This window comes from Mucilaginibacter sp. GW821-FHT07G05, from assembly GCF_059418565.1.
The window spans coordinates 200,258-220,391 of the sequence record NZ_JBWKQC010000002.1; the positions used below are offsets into that span (position 1 = coordinate 200,258).

General features: G+C 44.9%; 11 protein-coding genes. 9 read left to right on the forward strand and 2 right to left on the reverse strand.

The annotated features are described in order from the left end of the window. Positions 1-25: 25 nt before the first annotated feature. Complete coding sequence (locus tag AC07NA_RS05255; protein WP_494896302.1) at positions 26-1,099, reverse strand: glycoside hydrolase family 76 protein; 1,074 nt, start codon at positions 1,097-1,099, stop codon at positions 26-28. 183 nt (positions 1,100-1,282) lie between these two features. Further along, positions 1,283-1,672 (reverse strand): VOC family protein, encoded by a 390-nt coding sequence (locus AC07NA_RS05260; protein WP_494896304.1) that lies wholly within the window; start codon positions 1,670-1,672, stop codon positions 1,283-1,285. Positions 1,673-1,979: 307 nt separating this feature from the next. Between AC07NA_RS05260 and AC07NA_RS05265 the strand changes: the two genes are divergently transcribed. From AC07NA_RS05265 to AC07NA_RS05305, 9 genes are all read left to right on the forward strand, one after another. After that, positions 1,980-4,448: a glycosyl hydrolase family 95 catalytic domain-containing protein gene (locus AC07NA_RS05265; protein ID WP_494896306.1), complete on the forward strand. Its 2,469-nt coding sequence runs from the start codon at positions 1,980-1,982 to the stop codon at positions 4,446-4,448. Between the two features lie 121 nt (positions 4,449-4,569). Further along, positions 4,570-6,819 (forward strand): GH92 family glycosyl hydrolase, encoded by a 2,250-nt coding sequence (locus tag AC07NA_RS05270; protein ID WP_494896308.1) that lies wholly within the window; start codon positions 4,570-4,572, stop codon positions 6,817-6,819. Between the two features lie 384 nt (positions 6,820-7,203). Continuing rightward, positions 7,204-8,622, forward strand: a complete 1,419-nt coding sequence (locus tag AC07NA_RS05275) for a glycoside hydrolase family 125 protein (protein ID WP_494896310.1) — start codon at positions 7,204-7,206, stop codon at positions 8,620-8,622. Positions 8,623-9,260: 638 nt separating this feature from the next. After that, entirely contained in the window at positions 9,261-12,377 is a 3,117-nt protein-coding gene (locus AC07NA_RS05280) for a SusC/RagA family TonB-linked outer membrane protein (RefSeq protein WP_494896312.1), read from the forward strand. Between the two features lie 21 nt (positions 12,378-12,398). After that, a complete protein-coding gene (locus tag AC07NA_RS05285; RefSeq protein WP_494896314.1) occupies positions 12,399-13,916 on the forward strand; it encodes a RagB/SusD family nutrient uptake outer membrane protein in 1,518 nt (505 codons plus the stop codon). Positions 13,917-13,983: 67 nt separating this feature from the next. After that, positions 13,984-14,838: a glycoside hydrolase family 16 protein gene (locus tag AC07NA_RS05290; RefSeq protein WP_494896316.1), complete on the forward strand. Its 855-nt coding sequence runs from the start codon at positions 13,984-13,986 to the stop codon at positions 14,836-14,838. 65 nt (positions 14,839-14,903) lie between these two features. Then, the gene (gene bglX / locus AC07NA_RS05295; RefSeq protein ID WP_494896318.1) at positions 14,904-17,159 is read left to right on the forward strand and encodes a beta-glucosidase BglX; all 2,256 of its coding nucleotides are present in this window, start codon (positions 14,904-14,906) and stop codon (positions 17,157-17,159) included. Positions 17,160-17,177: 18 nt separating this feature from the next. Continuing rightward, positions 17,178-18,647, forward strand: a complete 1,470-nt coding sequence (locus AC07NA_RS05300) for a glycoside hydrolase family 30 protein (RefSeq protein WP_494896320.1) — start codon at positions 17,178-17,180, stop codon at positions 18,645-18,647. A gap of 30 nt (positions 18,648-18,677) precedes the next feature. Next, on the forward strand, positions 18,678-20,132 hold the full coding sequence (locus AC07NA_RS05305; protein WP_494896322.1) for a glycoside hydrolase family 30 protein: 1,455 nt from the start codon (positions 18,678-18,680) through the stop codon (positions 20,130-20,132). The last annotated feature ends 2 nt before the right edge of the window (positions 20,133-20,134 follow it).

The window sequence follows — 20,134 nt, forward strand, 5'->3', positions numbered from 1 at the left end:
AAGAATGCTTTTATCCAAAAAAAACCTATTTAGCCGGCGGAAACAACTGCATGAACCTTACAATGCTACTGGCTTCGTACGATTGCATGTCCCCTTCAGGGGCGGGTACATTGTAATTGCGGAAAGTGAGATCGCGTTTTTTGTCGCGGTTTTGCCAGCCGGTGTTAATGTTCTTGTAAATCCATGGCAGGTATTGTTTTTGGCCGCAATCTTTAACCAAACGGTATATATAATCCGCGAATATCGATTTTAATATACCCTGCTCGTTGAAATCACCTTCGGCGGGTAGTATGCCGTTGGTGCCCATGTGGTTCATGGTATAATCGGCGGTTAACTTGGCATCTTCGAGGTAAGTGGCATCCTTGGTGGTTTTATATAATAATATAGCCGCACCAATGCAGGTACCCTGGTTGTAGGTATAATCGCTGTAGCCTACATGTTTGCCTATTTTATTATCGGCCACACGGCCATTGTTAAACAGGTTGTTTTTTGCCCATCCGTATACCAATTTCGCTTTGTTAAGGTACGCGGTATCGCCGGTAATATTGTACAGGCGCACGGCTGCAATGGCAGTAGGGTAGTTGATACAGGCGTTTTTACCGGTATGTTTAAAGTCCCAAAACATGCCACCATCCGATGGATCGTGCGAGCCTTCCCAAACATGGTTAAAACCTTCTATCGATTTTTTAAGATACTCCGGGTTACCGGTGATCTGGTGCGCGCGTGCCAGCGAAGCTATCCACCACATCATATCATCATAAATAAACCATACTACGTGGTTGCTCCAGTTGTAGGCATCGTAATGTTTATAGTTACCTTCGTAAATGTCGGTTACAAATTTTAGCTGGGCCGGTTTTTTATCACGTTCATAAATATCCATGGCCTGGTCCCAGTAAATGGCCTGCACCCATATAGCGGCAACACCTTCGTGCTTGGTGGTGCCATCGTATAGTTTGGCTTTGCTGTCGTAAAAATATTTGTTGAAAGCCTCGAAAGCCTTAGCGGCATCAGCCTTGGTATAAGCGGGTTTGTCTTGCGCCCTGCCTAAAGCGGTAATAAAAAGCAGGACTATAATAATACGGTAAGCGTACTTATTCATACTTGTTTTGGTTAAATTAATATAGGGTGATCAATTGTGCCCGAAATATAACTGATTCCTGTAAATAAGCCGTTAAACGGCGCTGCAAATATCATTTTTGTTACGATGGCAGGGTGTAAAAACAAAAGCACCTGTACGCATGGCATACAAGTGCTTTGTTATAGTAAGTAAGTGAAGTGCAGTTTACTCAGTAGGTACCAGTACCGATAATATATTACCGGCCGGATCTTTAAACCAGGCAATATCAGGCCCCATGCCGTTGGCGCGGCAAATACCTTTTTCATCGGTTTTCAAATCGGGCATATTATAATGTTCAAATTTTACGCCCCGTTTGGTCAGCTCGTCAACGGCTTCGTCAATGTTCTCCACCGGGAAATTGAGTATGGTGAAAGTGGCCGGTTGGTGGTTGGGCTTTGGATAAATCATTACCGGGTTGCTACCTGCAATGTTGAGCTGTATCAGGTGCTCCATTATTGTTTCCACATCTAAACCGAGCGTATCCTGGTAAAATTCTTTGGCTTTCGGAATATCATTTACCGAAAAACCGCTGAACGCTTTTGTGTTCCTGAACATAATACTGTTATTTAGGGTTATTAAATGATATCGATTGCAATTAGCACAGCCGATAATTTACTTATGTAACAATAATATTAACATTGCAGCAGGCTAAAAGTTGTAACTTTCTCAATATAAGATGCTTGGTATTGGTTAGATATAGCAATCTTTACGCCGCTAACGCTATTCAATAACAGTCAAACTAACAGTAAATAAAAATCAACAAGCCCAATTAATGAAATATTAGTGTTTTATTAATGAACGCACTTAATATTGGCAATACAATTACAACCTAAATAAAAACCAATTAAACAATTAGCCATAAATGACTAAGCTTTATACGTTCATTTTTTTGCCGGTACTGGTGTTGGCCTCGGTATGTGCCAAAGCGCAAAGCAATACCAATTTAAAACTTTGGTATGATCATGCCGCCGGTAACACCTGGACGGATGCCCTGCCCGTTGGGAACGGAAGACTGGGCGCCATGGTTTACGGCAACCCCGAAAAGGAAGTGCTTAAACTCAACGAAACCACGGTGTGGACAGGCGGCCCGTCTGACAATAATAACCCCGACGCGATAAAGGGTTTGCCCGAGGTACGCAAGCTGCTGTTTGAAGGCCATTACAAAGATGCCCAGCGCCTGGCCGAAAAAACCATACAAGCCAAAGAGAATAACGGGATGATGTACATGCCGGTAGGCAACCTCTATCTTGATTTCCCCGGCCATGCACAACCCGAAAATTATTACCGCGAACTTAACCTCGAAGATGCCGTAGCCCGCACATCATACACGGTTAACGGTGTGAAATTTCAGCGCGAGGTATTCGCGTCGGTACCGGGGCAGGTAATTGCGGTTAGGCTTACGGCAAGCAAGGCTGCCGCGCTCAACTTTAGCGCGTATATGCTATCGCCCCAAAAAACTACCATTAAGATTAACAACCAAAACGAATTGGAACTATCGGGCACCACGTCCGACCATGAAGGTGTAAAAGGACAGGTTAACTTTGTATCGCTGGTGAAAATTAAAACCGAAGGCGGTGAGGTTACTCATTCAGATACCAGCTTCAATATAAAAGGAGCTACATCGGCAACGGTATATATTTCTATCGCTACCAACTTTGTTAATTACCATGATGTGAGCGCTAACGCGGCTCAACGTGCTTCGGCTTACCTGCAAGCGGCTTTAAAAATACCCTACGCGGGCCTTTTAACAGCGCACAAGGCGGCGTATCAAAAATATTTTAATCGGGTAAAGCTTGATCTGGGGAGTACGGATGCTATTAAAAAGCCTACCGATGTGCGCCTGAAAGAGTTTGCGCAGGGCAACGACCCTCAATTGGTGTCCTTATATTTCGCCTTCGGCCGATACCTGCTTATTTCTGCCTCGCAACCGGGCGGGCAACCGGCCAACCTGCAAGGGATATGGAATGACAGGATGGACCCGCCTTGGGATAGCAAGTATACCATCAACATTAATACCGAAATGAACTACTGGCCTGCCGAAAATACCAACCTTACTGAACTGCACGAGCCTTTGGTAAGCATGGTGAAAGACCTTTCGGTAACGGGGCATAAAACAGCCGAAGTAATGTACGGAGCCAAAGGCTGGCTGGCGCACCATAATACCGACTTGTGGCGTATTACCGGCCCGGTTGATAATATATTTTACGCCATGTGGCCAATGGGTGGTGCATGGTTGAGTCAGCATGTGTGGGAGAAATACCTGTACAGTGGCGATAAAAAATATTTGGCCACGGTATACCCCGCGTTGAAAGGCGCGTCGGAATTCTTTTTAGATTTCCTAATAGAAGAGCCTACCCACAAATGGCTGGTGGTTTCGCCGGGGATTTCGCCCGAAAATTCACCAAAATCACACGAAGGTTCGTCGCTTACCTATGGCGCTACTATGGATAACCAAATCGTGTTCGACCTGTTATCAAACACCATTAGGGCGGCCGAAGCATTGGGGAATGATAACGCATTTGTTGAAAAGCTGAAAGCTACCCGTAAACGCTTGCCGCCAATGCAAATTGGGCAGCACAGCCAGTTGCAGGAATGGCTGGATGACCTGGACGATCCGAAAGATCAGCACCGCCATGTATCGCACTTGTTTGGGTTGTACCCGGGCAAGCAGATTTCGCCTTTTCAAACGCCCGAGCTGTTTGATGCCGCCCGTACTTCGCTCATTTACCGTGGCGATGTATCAACCGGCTGGAGCATGGGCTGGAAGGTGAACTTTTGGGCCCGCTTTCAGGATGGTAACCACGCTTACGAACTCATCAGGAAACAACTTACCCCGCTGGGCATAAACGCCGGTGGCGGCGGTACCTATAATAACTTGTTCGACGCGCACCCGCCTTTTCAAATAGATGGCAATTTTGGCTGCATAGCCGGTATTGCCGAAATGCTGATGCAAAGCCACGATGGTACTTTGCAGTTATTACCAGCCCTGCCCGATGTATGGAAAAACGGCAGCATCAGCGGTTTAAGGGCACGCGGTGGTTTTGAAATTGTAAACCTGCAATGGAAGGATGGCAAGGTAGCAAGCATCAGCATAAAATCTACACTGGGTGGTAACTGCCGCTTACGGGTGCCTAATGCCATTAAATTGGCTACCAAGGGTACATTGAAAAAGGCCACTGGTGCCAACACCAATGTTTTTTACCAAACAGATGAGGTGGCAAAACCTATCATATCGCCGAAGGCAAACTTAAAACCTACCGGTATACAAAACACCCTGGTTTATGATATGCCTACACAAAAAGGAGCCGTTTATACGCTGGTAGCGCAATAAGATAAGCATAGCTGATAAAACGTTTAATTAACGGCGCCTATACGGCATAGCGGGTTATATAGAAATAGTATATTGTGCCCACTAAAAGCATTTTATAAAAAGACAGATTTATAGAGGAAATATGATAAAAAACAAAATGGTCATTAAAGCGGCCGTACTATGCATGCTCATCAGCTGCGGCGTAATAACAGCGCAGGCACAGGAGAACAACGATGGGAAAGGGAATTTAAAATACGTTGATACGCGTATAGGTAACGTAGGCCAGCTGCTGGAACCTACCCGCCCTACGGTGCAGCTTCCCAACCAAATGATGCGGATGTTCCCGATACGTAAAGATTACCTGGACGATCAGATCTCCAGCTTCCCGCTGCTGATTGTATCGCACCGTTTGGGTGAAGCCTTTTCTATCAAGCCATCAGTTAAAGAAGTAAGCGCAGGCAGCTACCGCGCCAGGATGACGTACGACCACGATCTGGAAGTGCTTCGCCCATGGTATTACTCAACTTATTTGGTTGATGATGATATTACGGTACAGTACGCGCCGGGTAAAAAGGTAGGTATCTACAATTTCGAGTTTCCGGCGAGCGCCACAAAAAGTATTTTGTTCGATACCTATAACGACGGACAAGTGCAGTGGAAAATGATTTCAGACAAAGAGCTTACCGCTGTTGAAACCTATCACGATGATATAAAGATCTACATGTATGGCGTGTTCAGCGAAAAGGGGACATTCGGAATCATATCGAACAACCAGGTATCGGCAGGCAGTGAGGTTTCGGGCAAACGTGCCCGGGCGTATATCAGCTTTCCTAATGCCGCTTCAAAAAATATCGAGTTCAGGTACGCGGTATCTTTTGTAAGTGCCGAACAAGCTAAAAAGAACTATGATAATGAATTAACCGGCACCACGTTCGCCCAGCTTAAAACCTCCGGCGAAAATGCCTGGGATAAGGTAATAGGCCAGATAAAGGTTGACGGTGGTACCGAAGCGCAAAAACGCAGCTTTTACTCGGCATTATACCGTTGCTACGAGCGCCCTGTTGATATAACCGAAGATGGTAAATATTACAGCGGTTACGATAAAAAGGTGCACGACACTAAACGCCCGTTTTTGGTTGACGACTGGATGTGGGATACTTATTTAGCGCATCACCCGCTGAGAACCATATTGAACCCTAAGCAGGAAGAAGATATACTGAACTCATTCGTAAACATGTACGAGCAAAGCGGCTGGATGCCTACTTTCCCTGTGGTGTTTGGCGATCATGCCTGTATGAATGGTTTCCACTCAACGGTAGTATTTACCGATGCGCTTAATAAAGGCCTCAAAAACTTCGATGCCAATAAAGCTTACGAAGGTATGCTGAAAAACGCCACACAGGCCACCATGCTGCCATGGCAGAACGGCCCTAAAGGCACACTGGAGGATTTTTATTACAAAAACGGATACTTCCCTGCCCTGCATCCGGGCGAAAAAGAAACCCATCCCGAAGTACACTCATGGGAAAAACGCCAGGCGGTGGCCATTACTTTGGGCCATAGCTATGACGATTGGGCACTGGCGCAGTTCGCTAAAAAACTGGGCAAAACCGCCGATTTTGAAACATTCAGCAAACGGGCATTGAACTACAAAAACCTTTGGAATAGCAAAGAAATGTTCTTTTTGCCTAAAGACGAAAAGGGTAATTGGATCGACATCGACCCTAAGTTTGATGGTGGTATGGGCGGTCGTGATTATTACGATGAAAACAACGGCTGGACCTACATGTGGCAGGTACAGCAGGATATCCCCGGCCTTGTTGGCCTGATGGGCGGTAAAGATAAGTTTGAGGCCCGTTTAGATCTATTGTTCCGCGAAGGTCTTGGTCGCAGTAAATACGAATTCCAGGCTAAATTTCCGGATGTTACAGGTATAGTAGGGCAGTACTCTATGGGTAACGAGCCAAGCTTCCATATTCCGTACCTGTACAACTATGTAGGCGCGCCATGGAAAACTCAAAAACGCATTCGTTTCCTGCTTGATGTATGGTATAAAGATAACATCTTCGGTATTCCCGGTGATGAAGACGGCGGCGGTATGACGGCCTTCGTGGTGTTCTCATCAATGGGCTTTTACCCGGTAACACCAGGTACGCCGGTGTATACCATTGGCAGTCCGCTGTTTGAGCAGGTAACTATCGACCTTACCAATGGCAAGCAATTTAAAATGGTAGCCAAAAACTGCTCGGTAACCAACAAATACATACAAAGCGCCACCATGAACGGTAAAACGCTGGATACACCATGGTTCAGCCACGAGCAACTAATGAACGGCGGCGAACTGGTACTGGTAATGGGGCCAAAGCCTAACAAACAGTGGGGCGTTAAATAGACATTTGTATTTGTAAAGAAAATGCGCTGTTCGATTTAGCAAATGCCAATATCGGCAACCCAAAAATTGAACAGACTGATTCTATAACAAGTATGCTTAAGTAAGATATAGTGTTGATAATAGCAAATATTTAGCAGATATAGTAAACGCTCAAAACAAGAAACACAGGTAAGCGAAGTTCATATATGCTTTAAATACCTTAAATTAATTGTGATGCGAAGATTTGTGACCCGGCATATTCGCGGTTTTGTCCTATTGATATTCGCTAAAAGTAAATGGCTTTAAGCCATGCTAAATTATTTTAATAAAATGCCCCTTTTTGAGGGGCATTTTATTTATTCTCATTATCTTTCGACACTAATTATACATAAAACATACTTTACAATGGAAAGAAGAAAATTTATTGCAAGTACTGCATTGCTGGGGGCCGGGGTTTTTGTTAGCAAGTTCCCAGTAAAAGCCGGGGTGTTAGAGTACCCTGTTGTACGTACTGCTGCAGCTTCAAGAAATTTTACCAGCAAAGCCGTTGAGGCAGCTATTAAAGAGTTTAAAGCAAAAGTTAAAGACAAAGAGCTGGGCTGGTTGTTTGAAAACTGCTTTCCTAATACCTTAGATACCACTGTTACTTACAAACTAAAAGATAACCGCCCGGATACTTATGTAATTACCGGCGATATTGATGCTATGTGGCTGCGCGATAGCAGCGCGCAGGTTTGGCCGTACCTGAGCATGATCAAAAAAGACGCTGCCTTGCAGCAACTGATAGCTGGTATTGTAAACCGCCAGGTAGTTAATATTTTAAGAGATCCTTATGCAAATGCTTTTTACGATGATCCTGCCAAGGTAGGTGAGTGGAAAGATGATGTTACCGATATGAAACCCGGTTTGCACGAACGCAAATGGGAAATTGATTCGCTTTGCTACCCTATCCGTTTAGCTTACAATTACTGGAAACTAACCGGTGATGTAAAACCTTTTGATGGTGAGTGGAAAAAAGCTATTCAAACCATACTGAAAACCTTTAAAGAGCAGCAACGTAAAGATAACGACGGGCCATATTCTTTTCAGCGTAAAACCGCCTGGGCTACTGATGGCGTACCAATGAATGGTTACGGTTACCCGGTTAAGCCTGTTGGTTTGATCTGCTCATCGTTCAGGCCGAGTGACGATGCTACCATCTACTCATATCTTATCCCGTCGAATTTCTTCGCGGTGATCAGCCTGAAACAAGCGGCAGAAATGTCGACTCAAATACTTAAGGATGATGCACTGGCCGGCGAACTTACAGCGCTTGCAACCGAAGTAGACGCAGCCTTGCAAAAACACGCGGTAATTGATCACCCTGATTACGGTAAGATCTATGCCTATGAAGTGAACGGTTTCGGTAGCTATAACCTGATGGATGACGCTAACGTACCAAGCTTACTATCGCTGCCATATTTAGGCGCTTTAAAGAATACCGACCCGGTATATCAAAACACCCGTAAAATGCTGTTATCAACCAATAACCCTTTCTTCTTTAAAGGTACAGCTGCCGAAGGTATTGGCGGTCCGCACATTGGTAAAGATATGATTTGGCCAATGAGCATTATTATGCGTGCTATAACCAGTAATGATGATGAAGAGATCAGAACCTGTATCCAGGTGTTAAAGAAAACGCACGGCAACACCGGTTTTATGCACGAATCATTCCATAAAAACGACCCGACCAAATTTACCCGTAAATGGTTTGCATGGGCAAATACCCTGTTTGGCGAGCTGTTATGGGAAACCTACCAGGCTAAGCCTCAACTATTAGGTTAATAGCCTGTATAAATAGCTTTAAGTTGGGATATCACTGTTATCCATTAAACCTAAATACTGAATAAAACATAAGTAATTGATTATTAAGCCCTGCTGATGAAAAATCAGCAGGGCTTTTTGTTTTGCGGTAATTTAATACGCTATCCTCCCGAAAAACTTTAAAAAAGCGTTAAAATAATACTTGTTGAGTTGACACTAATCGCCGTTTGGAGGCTGTGAGGGCATTTTTTCTTAAAAAAATATGTTAAAAATGTATATGGAACAAAGCGTATCACTTTTTAATTTATTTACTAACTGAAAACCACGTTTAGTGCTGATAATTAGGCATATTATCAATTTTTATTTTGTTATCTAAGCGTTTCAAAATTAAGTTAAGTAACTAAAAATCAGATATTTATGAAAAAAATATTTGTTTTTATGTTTTTTACTTTGATACCTTTGATTCACAAACAAGGCCAAATACATCCTCGTATAAGCCTTTTTGCATAACCAATTATTGCTTACTTAACCAATTAACTATGACGTATAAGTTTTACTTCTATTTAATTTCCTATGGCTAAATATTGGCCAAAATCTTAAAAACGGAACCCAACCAATTTCCGCAACACCCAATACACAATTATTAAACTTTATTATCCATGAGAAAAAAAATTACTTTATTTATCTTCCTGCTGTTGGCAGGATTCTCAGCCGCCTTTGCCCAGGACCTAACCGTAAAAGGTAAAGTGGTTGATCAGAGCGCGCAACCTTTGCCGGGCGTATCGGTAGTGGTTAAAGGCTCACCATCAGGTACCCAAACCGATGTAAACGGTAACTACAGCATAACAGCTCCATCAAGCGGTACACTTGTATTTTCATTTATAGGCTACGCTAACCAGGAAGTTAGGATTGGTGGCCAATCTACCATCAACATCAACATGAGCGATGATGTGAAAAAACTTGAAGAAGTAGTGGTAATTGGTTACGGTACGCAAAAAAAGAGCGTAGTAACCGGTTCTATATCACGCGTAAAATCAAGCGATTTCCAGGATCAGCAGGTGGTTAACATTACCGACGTGCTTAAGGGCCGTACAGCCGGTGTTGCCGGTGTGCAAAGTTCGGGTGCGCCGGGTTCAACCGCTTCTATCCGTATCCGCGGTATAACTTCAATCAACAACTCTGAGCCTCTTTATGTTGTTGACGGTGTTATTGGTTTGAACGGTGGTTTAGAGAATATCAACCCTAATGATATCGAATCAATCGAGGTACTTAAAGATGCCTCGGCTGCCATATATGGTTCACGTGCATCTGCCGGTGTAATTTTGGTTACAACCAAAAAAGGTAAGATCGGTTCAAGCTCAATAAGCTACAATGGCTACATCGGTATTCAAAATGTGGTTAAAAAGATCGATATGGCCAATGCATCTGAATATGCAACCTTGCGTAACCAGGCATTAACCAATGATGGCGTAGCTACAACCGATCCGAGATATTTTGACGGTCACGATGCATTTCACCCAACCCCGGCCAATGCAGGCGTAGGTACCAACTGGCAAAACCAGATCTTCGGTGATAACGCTAAGATCCAAAATCACTCATTATCAGTTCAGGGTGGTAACGATAAATCAAATTACTATACCTCATTCGGTTACCTTAATCAGCAAGGTATCATCTTCCCCGAAATATCTAACTACAAACGTTATAACTTTACTGTAAACAGCAGTACTAAAGTTAAATGGTTAACAGTAGGCGAAAACTTTCAGTATGCTTACACACACAGTCAGGGTGGTGTTAATACCAACAGTGAGTTTGGTGGCCCGTTAAGTTCGGCCCTGAACCTTGACCCGCTTACCCCGGTAGTGGTAACAGGTGATATCCCTAACGTTGCAGATTATCAAAACAACCTTGATTTCCTGATCCGCGATCCGCAGGGGCGTCCTTATGGATTATCGCAACTGGTACGTAATGAGCTTACTAACCCGGTAGCTTTTGTACAAACCCAATTGGGTAACTACGGCTGGTCGCACAACGCGCTTGGTAACGCCTTTGCCGAAATTTCACCAATAAAAGGTTTAAAGATCCGTACGCAGATAGGTGGTAAGCAGTCATTCTATGGCAGCCAGTCATTCTCTCCGTTATATTACCTGAACGTATTGGTTAACAACAAAACAAACCCGAACGGTTACAGGGCAACCAACCGTAATGTTACCTGGAACTGGGATAACACCGCGAGCTATACCCGCACTATAGGCGATCATAACTTCAGTGCCTTGATCGGTACCAGCGCGCAATCGCAAAGCGCTGTTGGTTTGGGTGCACAATACAACAACCTGCCAATAACTTCGTATCAGCAATTATCATTCAACTTTGATTTGCCAAACGCTCAGCGTATTGCCAACTCAAACGAAGATCAGCCGTACACGGTTAGTTCTTTATTCGGTCGTTTAACTTATGATTATAAAGAGAAATACCTGTTTACCGGTATTATCCGTCGTGATGGTTCATCACGTTTCGGTTCAAATAACGTATATGGTGTGTTCCCTTCGGCATCAGTGGGCTGGGTAGTGAGTAAAGAAGATTTCTTCCCTAAAGATATTTTCCTGAACAGTTTCAAACTGCGTGCATCATATGGCGCGGTAGGTAACGAGCAATCGTTAGGCGCGTTCTTCTACACCTCGGTAGTAGGTGGCGGCCGTAACTATGTATTCGGTCAGGACCAGTTGATCATTGGTAACTCTCCGCTTGCACCGGCTAACCCTGATTTGAAATGGGAATCGGTACATACTACCGATATCGGTTTCGACGCGGTATTATTTGATAACCTAAGTCTGACTGTTGATGTTTATCGTAAGTTAACCAAAGGAATGCTGCAAAGTGTTGATCTGCCGGCTTATGCAGGTTTTGATAACGCTTACCGCGCAAACGTTGGTAACCTCGAAAACAAAGGTATTGAGGTTGAATTAGGATATACCAAGAAAGTAGGCCAGGTGAACATGAACTTTAACGGTAATATATCTTACAACAAAAACAATGTTACCTATTTAGGTTTAACTAAATTTTTAGATGGCGGTAACTTCCAGTCAACCAGCTTTGCTATATACCGTACACAAGTTGGCCAGCCGGTATCATCTTTTTACGGCTTTAAAGAGTTAGGCACATTTAAATCACAAGCAGAAATTGACGCTTACACAGCTAATGGCGCTAAAATTCAACCAAATGCCAAACCGGGCGATTTCAAATGGCAGGATACTAACGGCGATGGCAAAATAGGCGAAGATGACCGCGTATTTTTAGGCAATCAATTACCAAAATGGACTTACGGCTTTAACATTGGTGCCAATTACAAAGGCTTTGACCTGAAGGTATTCGGACAGGGCGTTTGGGGCAACCTACTATACCAGGGTTACCGCCGTTTAGATATTGGTGATGCTAATTATCAAAGATCGGCCCTGCAAGCCTGGACACCACAAAATGCAAATAGTAATTATCCACGTTTAACAGTTGCTGACCCCAACCATAATTTCTCTTATCCATCAAACTTTAACCTGCAAAGCGGCGCGTACTTCCGTATCAAAACCGCTCAAATAGGTTATAGCTTACCGGCCGCAGTGCTTAGTAAGTTGGATGTGAACAGGTTGCGGGTATATGTAAGTAGCAACAACTTAGCAACAATCACAAAGTATGATGGTTTCGATCCCGAAATTCAGGGCGGTATTGACAGAGGTATCTATCCTCAGTCGCGCACTTTCCTGTTGGGCTTAGATATCACTTTGTAAACAATTTAATTACATAAAAAAATGAAAAGAAAATACATCAGTTACAGTACCGCAGCAGTGTTGTTGAGTGTGGCCGTGTTTGCCAGCTGTAAAAAATCGTTCCTTGAACTGCAACCAGCAGGCCAAACTTTAGAAGTAAATTATTATAAAACTCCTGCCGAAGCATTTGCAGGTTTGGTTGCCGCGTATGATCCGTTATCAACAGAAACAGGCGGTATAGATAATACCTATTCGGGTGTGCTTGGTCCGCTAAATTCAGCGTCTGACGATTGCGTTACCGGTGGCGGTAGCTCAACGGATATGACCACCTGGCAGGTTTGGAATAATTATACCTTGACACCTGCACAGGGCCCTCAGGGTGAATACTGGGGATTGGATTTTAAAGGTGTGAGCAGGGCTAATATCATTCTTTCAAAATTAGATGGAGTGGTAGGCCTGGATGCCGCTACCAAGGCACGTTATGCTGCCGAGGCAAAGTTTTTGCGGGCGCATTACTACTTCGATCTGGAAAGATTGTTTAAGAACATTCCGTTATTTACAACGCCTATTCAGCCTACCGAAGCCTATAATCAGCCACAGGCCGACCCGGCTGCTGTATATGCGCAAATTGAAGCGGATTTGAATGCCGCTATCCCTGATCTGCCTGCAAGTGTAGCTGCCGCCGAGAACGGGCGTGCTACTAAAGGCGCTGCTATTGCCTTATTGGGTAAAGTATTATTGTACGAGAAAAAATGGGCCGAAGCTGCCGCGCAATTTAAACTGGTGAACGGTACACCGGGTGGCACAGGGCCTTTCGGTAATAAACTGCTTACCAATTATGCAGAGATATTCAGTCCTGATCATAAATTCAATTCAGAAGCTATCTTCGAAATAGCGCACACCGGTTCACAAGCTTACAGCTGGAATAACTGGGGTTCGTTCAAATCAAATGTATACACACAAATGATTGGCGCACGCTCATACAACGGCCCTGTATTTATGCAGGGATGGGGCTTTAACCCGGTAACCAAGAGCCTGGTTGATGCTTTTAAGGCTGATAACGACCCTCGTTATGGTTATACTGTAGTGAATATGGACAGCCTTTCGGCAGCTTCAAATTCATCGTACGAGCATAGCTACGAAAACACCGGTTATTTTATGAAGAAATTTGCACCGCTTATCAAATATAAAGCTGGTACAGGTACTACAGAGCTTAACTATCCTAACGATTATATTGAGATCCGTTTGGCCGATACTTACCTGATGGAAGCTGAAGCCTTGGTGCAAAGTGGTGGCGATGCAAACCGTGCAAAAGATTTAGTTGATGCTGTACGTGCACGTGTAGGTTTAGAGAGCGTTCCGGCAACTTTGGCCAATATTTACAAAGAGCGCCGTTTAGAGCTTGCTACCGAAGGACACCGTTGGTTTGACCTGGTACGTACCGGGCAGGCAGCTGCTGTACTTGGTGGTTCAGGTTTCAAAACCGGAACTCATGAACTATTGCCAATTCCGTTGAAAGAACTGAACAATACTCAGTTAAAACAAAATCCAGGCTATTAATTAACCCCTGCAATACCCTGCCGGCATAGCCGGCAGGGTTATTAAATAACCCTATAAAGCAAAACTTATGAAAATGAATACAGGCCTGTTGATGTGTGCTTTTACGGGCTTGATGCTGGTAGCTTGCGGCGGCAAAAAAAAGGACGCTACGCCCTATGTACCTGTAACGGTAAAACCACCCGAAGATAAAGGCTGGAAGTTTGAAACCACACCATCATTTGCCGATGAGTTTGATAATACCGGTTTACCGCTTGCCGATAACTGGATGTATGATACCGGTGGCAGCGGCTGGGGTAATAACGAACTGCAATACTATACCAACACCACCAATAATGCCGAGGTGAAAAATGGCATGTTAACCATCACGGCCAAAAAAGAAACTATGGCGGGTATGGGGTATACTTCATCGCGCATGGTATCAAAATTTGAGCATAGCCTGCTTTACGGCAGGGTTGAGGTACGTGCCAAATTGCCTTCGGGACGTGGTACATGGCCTGCAATATGGATGCTGCCTGATGGATATGTGTATGGCGCATGGCCAAAAAGCGGTGAAATTGATATTATGGAGCATGTAGGTTACGATCCTAACGCGGTACACTTTAGTACCCATACCGAAGTGAACAACGGCGGTAACTCAAAAACCAGCACCAGGATGATCGAAACCGCCATGACCGATTTTCATAACTACCGTATGGACTGGACACCTTATGCCGTGCGCGGGTATTATGATGATGACCTGGTATTCACTTATATCAACACAGGTAAGGGTTCGTCGTTATGGCCGTTTGATCAAAAGTTTCACCTGTTGCTTAACATAGCCGTTGGCGGTAATTGGGGTGGTATAAAGGGAGTGGATGATACCGTTTTTCCAGCCACCATGCAGGTTGACTATGTGCATTTTTACAAAATGATACCTCAATAATTTGAACAGGCTTTCGCAAGCCATTTTTGACCCGTTTTTCTGATATCTAATCACTTAATTTTTATATGAAGTTAAAGCCGACCCTTTTAACTGCTGCTATTGCTTTGCTTATAAATAACGGCGGAGCTATGGCCCAATCCGCTAAAAAACAGCCGGATAATGTTGATGCTAAGGTGAAAACCCTGCTGGCGAAAATGACATTGGAAGAAAAGATAGGGCAGCTGAATCAATATACCGGTGATAATGACGCTACCGGGCCGGTGAGCAAAAACAATAACAAGCTGGAGCAGATAAAGCAGGGTAAGGTAGGCTCTATGCTGAATGTACGCGGCGCTAAAGATACCCGCCAGATACAGGAAGCGGCCATGCAATCGAGGTTAAAAATTCCGCTGTTGTTTGGGCAGGATGTGATACATGGTTATCGTGTAACGTTCCCGGTTCCGCTGGCCGAGGCCGCGAGTTGGGATTTAGGCGCTATTGAACTATCGGCAAGGATAGCTGCCAAAGAAGCGGCGGCATCGGGCCTGCACTGGACGTTTGCGCCTATGGTTGATATTGCCCGCGACCCACGCTGGGGCAGGGTGATGGAAGGTGCCGGTGAAGACCCGTACCTGGGTTCGCTGATCGCAAAAGCACGTGTACATGGCTTTCAGGGCAAAAGCCTTGGCGACCTGGACGCTATAATGGCCTGTGCCAAGCACTTCGCGGCCTATGGTGCCGCTATAGCCGGGCGCGATTATAATTCGGTTGATATGAGCGACCGCCTGCTGTGGGAGGTATACCTGCCGCCGTTTAAAGCCGCCGTTGATGCGGGAGCCGCCACGTTCATGAACTCTTTTAACGATTTGAACGGCATCCCGGCAACGGGAAACAGTTACCTGCAACGTGATATTTTGAAAGGCAAATGGGGCTTTACAGGTTTTGTAGTAAGTGACTGGGGATCGATAGGTGAAATGATAGCCCACGGCTATGTAAAGGATAGTTATGATGCTGCCAATGCCGCCATTACCGCGGGAAGCGATATGGATATGGAGAGCCGTGCCTATATCGGTAACCTGCAACAATTAGTGAAGGATGGCAAGGTGCCGGTAAAACTGATTGATGATGCCGTAAGCCGGATATTAAGAAAGAAATTTGAATTAGGCTTATTTGACGATCCGTACCGTTTCAGTAACGAGGAGCGCGAAAAATCAGTGCTTAATTCGGCAGAGAACAAACAAGCCGCTAAAGAAGTGGCAGAGAAGAGCATCGTCCTCTTAAAAAACGATAAGCAATTATTGCCGCTGTCAAAAAACGTGAAAAGCATAGCGGTGATTGGTCCGCTGGCAAAATCTAAAAAAGATATGAAAGGCTTTTGGTCGATAGACTGGGCCGGTGCCGACGAAAACGACCTGGTATCATTATACGATGGTATCCAGCACAAATTGGGAAACAACACAAAATTATTATATGCCCAAGGCTGTGCTATTCAGGATAGCAGCCGCGCCGGGTTTGATGAAGCCGTAAAAGCAGCCAAAGATGCCGATGTGGTAATTATGGCCATTGGCGAAGCGGGTGATATGAGCGGCGAGGCCAAAAGCCGGTCGAATATCCACATCCCCGGTGTGCAGGAAGAATTGGTGAAAGCCATACAAGCTACCGGCAAGCCTGTTGTGGTACTGGTAATGGGCGGTCGTCCGCTGATATTTAACTGGACTGCCGATAACGTGCCCGCCATACTATATACCTGGTGGCTCGGCAGCGAAGCCGGTAATGCCATGGCCGATGTTTTATTCGGCGATTACAACCCCGGAGGGAAATTGCCTATCAGCTTCCCGAGATCGGAAGGGCAGATCCCGGTATTCTACGCGCAAAAAAGTACCGGCAGGCCGTCTATGAATGATAAGGATATCATCTATAAATCGGCCTACCTCGATTTGCCTAACAGTCCGCGATTTGCATTTGGTTATGGGTTGAGTTATACGAGTTTCAAGTACAGCGATCTTAAATTATCTAAAACCAAACTAAAAAATACCGAGACGCTGACTGCCAGCTTTACCCTTACCAATACAGGTAAATATGCCGGGGAAGAAGTAGCCCAACTGTACCTGCACGATATAGTAGCCAGCGCGGTACGCCCTGTAAAAGAGCTGAAAGATTTTAAGAAAGTAATGCTGAAACCGGGCGAATCGGTAACTATCAGCTTCGCGATAGGGAAGGATAAGCTGTCCTTTTATAACTCAAAAATGGTGTGGACAACCGAGCCGGGCAAGTTTGAACTGATGATAGGCAGCGCGAGCGACGATGTACGGCTGAAGAGTGATTTTGAATTAGTTGATTGATCAATACAGAAAGATAAGATGAAAAAGATTACTGATTATACGTTTACCGCTTTAATAATACTGGCACTTGGCATAACGGCAGGCTGCGGCAAAAAATCATCCGGAACGGTTACGCCTCCACCGGTTGATCCGCCTGTGGTACCCCCGTCGGTTACGCCCACAAAAACCGATGTGGCCATGTGGCTCACCAATGCGGATCAATCGGTACTGTTTAAAAAACAGAATGTGAGTTTGCTGTTTAGTACGGCTACCAACCAAAACCCTACTATTGAGGTTGATACTACGCAAACTTATCAAAGTATTGATGGCTTCGGCTTCGCGTTAACGGGTGGCAGCGCATCGCTGATCAACAGCCTGCCATCGGCCCAAAAGGACGCGCTCATTAAAGAACTTTTCGCAACCGATACCAATAACATCGGTATCAGCTATATCAGGCTTACACTGGGCGCGTCAGACCTGAGCGCGGCTCCGTTCTCTTATGATGAACCGGTGCTAAGCACTACCGACGAGGATATGAAAGAGTTCACCATAGATATGGAGAAGAAAGACCTTATCCCCGTGATAAAAAGCATATTGGCTATTAACCCTAATATTAAAATACTGGCTTGCCCATGGAGCGCGCCAACATGGATGAAGGATAACAAAAGCTTTTACGGCGGTAGCCTGAAGCCCGAGTATTTTGGCGCCTTTGCCAAATACTTTGTAAAATACATACAAGCCATGAAGGCCCAAGGCATTACTATTGATGCTATTACCCCGCAAAACGAACCGCTGAATGCTTACAATAACCCAAGTATGCTGATGCTTTCGGCAGATCAGGGTAAGTTTATCAAGAACAACCTTGGTCCGGCGTTTAGGGCGGCCAATATCAACACCAAGATCATTATTTACGATCATAACCTCGATCATCCCGAATACGCTACCGATATTTTAAAGGATGCCGACGCGGCCGCTTACATTGATGGTTCGGCGTTTCACCTGTACGCGGGTAATATCAGCACGCTAAACTCGGTACATAATGCAGCACCAACCAAAAACGTGTATTTCACCGAGCAGGCCACCTTTGGCGATGGCAACTTTGGCAGCGATCTTTCATGGCATGTGAGTAACCTCATTGTGGGTGCTACCCGCAACTGGAGCCGCAACGTTATCGAGTGGAATCTGGCTTCCGATCCGCAATTTAAGCCGCATACTACCGGGGGCTGCGGTACCTGCCAGGGCGCTATTACAGTTGGTGCATCGGTAGCGCGTAACGTATCGTACTATATTATAGCCCATGCCGCCAAGTTTGTAAGGCCGGGTTCGGTACGCATCGCCTCAAACATTGTAAATAATTTGCAAAACGTAGCCTTTAAAACACCCGATGGCAAAAAGGCGCTCATTGTACTCAACAGCAACAATGCGCAGGCAACTTTCAATATAAAATTTAAGGGTAAAATGACTACCACTACGCTTAACGCGGGAGCGGTGGCAACTTATGTATGGTAACTAATCAAGCACAATTTATAAATATATTATATGCAAAAGATCTATAAGTTCGCTATAATGCTGTTATGCTCGCAGCAGGTATGGCAGCAGGCCGGGGCGCAGTCGGCGGTAAAAAGCAGCAGCTTTTCGTCAGGGGCCAAAACGGTAAAGGTGTATACCACAGCCAAAAATACCGACTATCGCCTGTCACAAACCGAAACGCTGAAGTTTGCCAAACACGGCCAGCCTTTTGAAACCGAGGCCTGCATATTTGTTGATCCGTCAAAAACATTCCAAACCTTTTTGGGGGTAGGCGCCGCGCTTACAGATGCTTCTGCCGAAACATTTTACAAGCTGCCCAAGGATAAGCAGAAACAGCTATTGCAGGATTTTTACGATCCGCAAAAGGGGATAGGCTATACACTGGCCCGTACCAATATTCAAAGCTGCGATTTTTCGAGCGATAGCTATGCCTACGTTAAAGAAGGCGACGGCGCGCTGAAAACCTTTAATGTTGAGCACGATAAAAAATACCGCATCCCTTTTATAAAAGAAGCTATAGCAGCTGCCGGTGGCAAGTTAACCATGTATGTTAGTCCGTGGAGCCCACCTGCATTTATGAAGGATAATAACGATATGTTGCACGGCGGAAAGTTGAAAGCCGAATACCGCCAGTCGTGGGCGAATATGTATGTGAAGTTCATCAAAACCTACCAGGCGCTGGGTATCCCTATCTGGGGTTTATCGGTACAAAATGAACCAATGGCTAAGCAAACCTGGGAATCGTGTATGTATACTGCCGAAGAAGAACGCGATTTTGTAAAGTACTTTTTAGGCCCAACGCTGCACAAGCAAGGCCTGGCCGATAAAAAACTGATTATTTGGGATCATAACCGCGATTTGATCTATCAGCGTGCCAGCACCGTACTGGAAGATCCCGCGGCTGCCAAATACGTTTGGGGAACCGGTTTCCACTGGTATGTACATGATGTGTTTGAGAACGTAAAACGTGTAAAGGAAGCCTTCCCTGATAAGAACCTCATTTTTACCGAAGGTTGCAGTGAGCGCTTTAACCTCGAAAAAATTAACGAATGGCAATGGGGCGAACTGTACGGAAAATCAATGGTGAACGATTTTAACAACGGTGTAGTAGCCTGGACAGACTGGAACATCTTTTTAGATGAAACCGGAGGACCAAACCATGTGGGTAACTTTTGCTATGCCCCGGTGCATGCCAATGTTAAAACCAACGAGATAACTTACATGAACTCATACTATTATATAGGCCACTTTTCAAAATTTGTAAAACCGGGTGCTAAACGCATCATCAGTTCATCAAACCGCGATAAACTGCAAACAACTGCCTTTATCAATAAAGATAACAAGCTGGTGGTAGTAGTGCTTAACCTAAGCGATGATGAATTGCCTTATAGCATATGGATTGCCGGTAATGCTGCAAAAACAAAAAGTTTACCTCACTCTATAACAACACTTGTGGTACAATAATC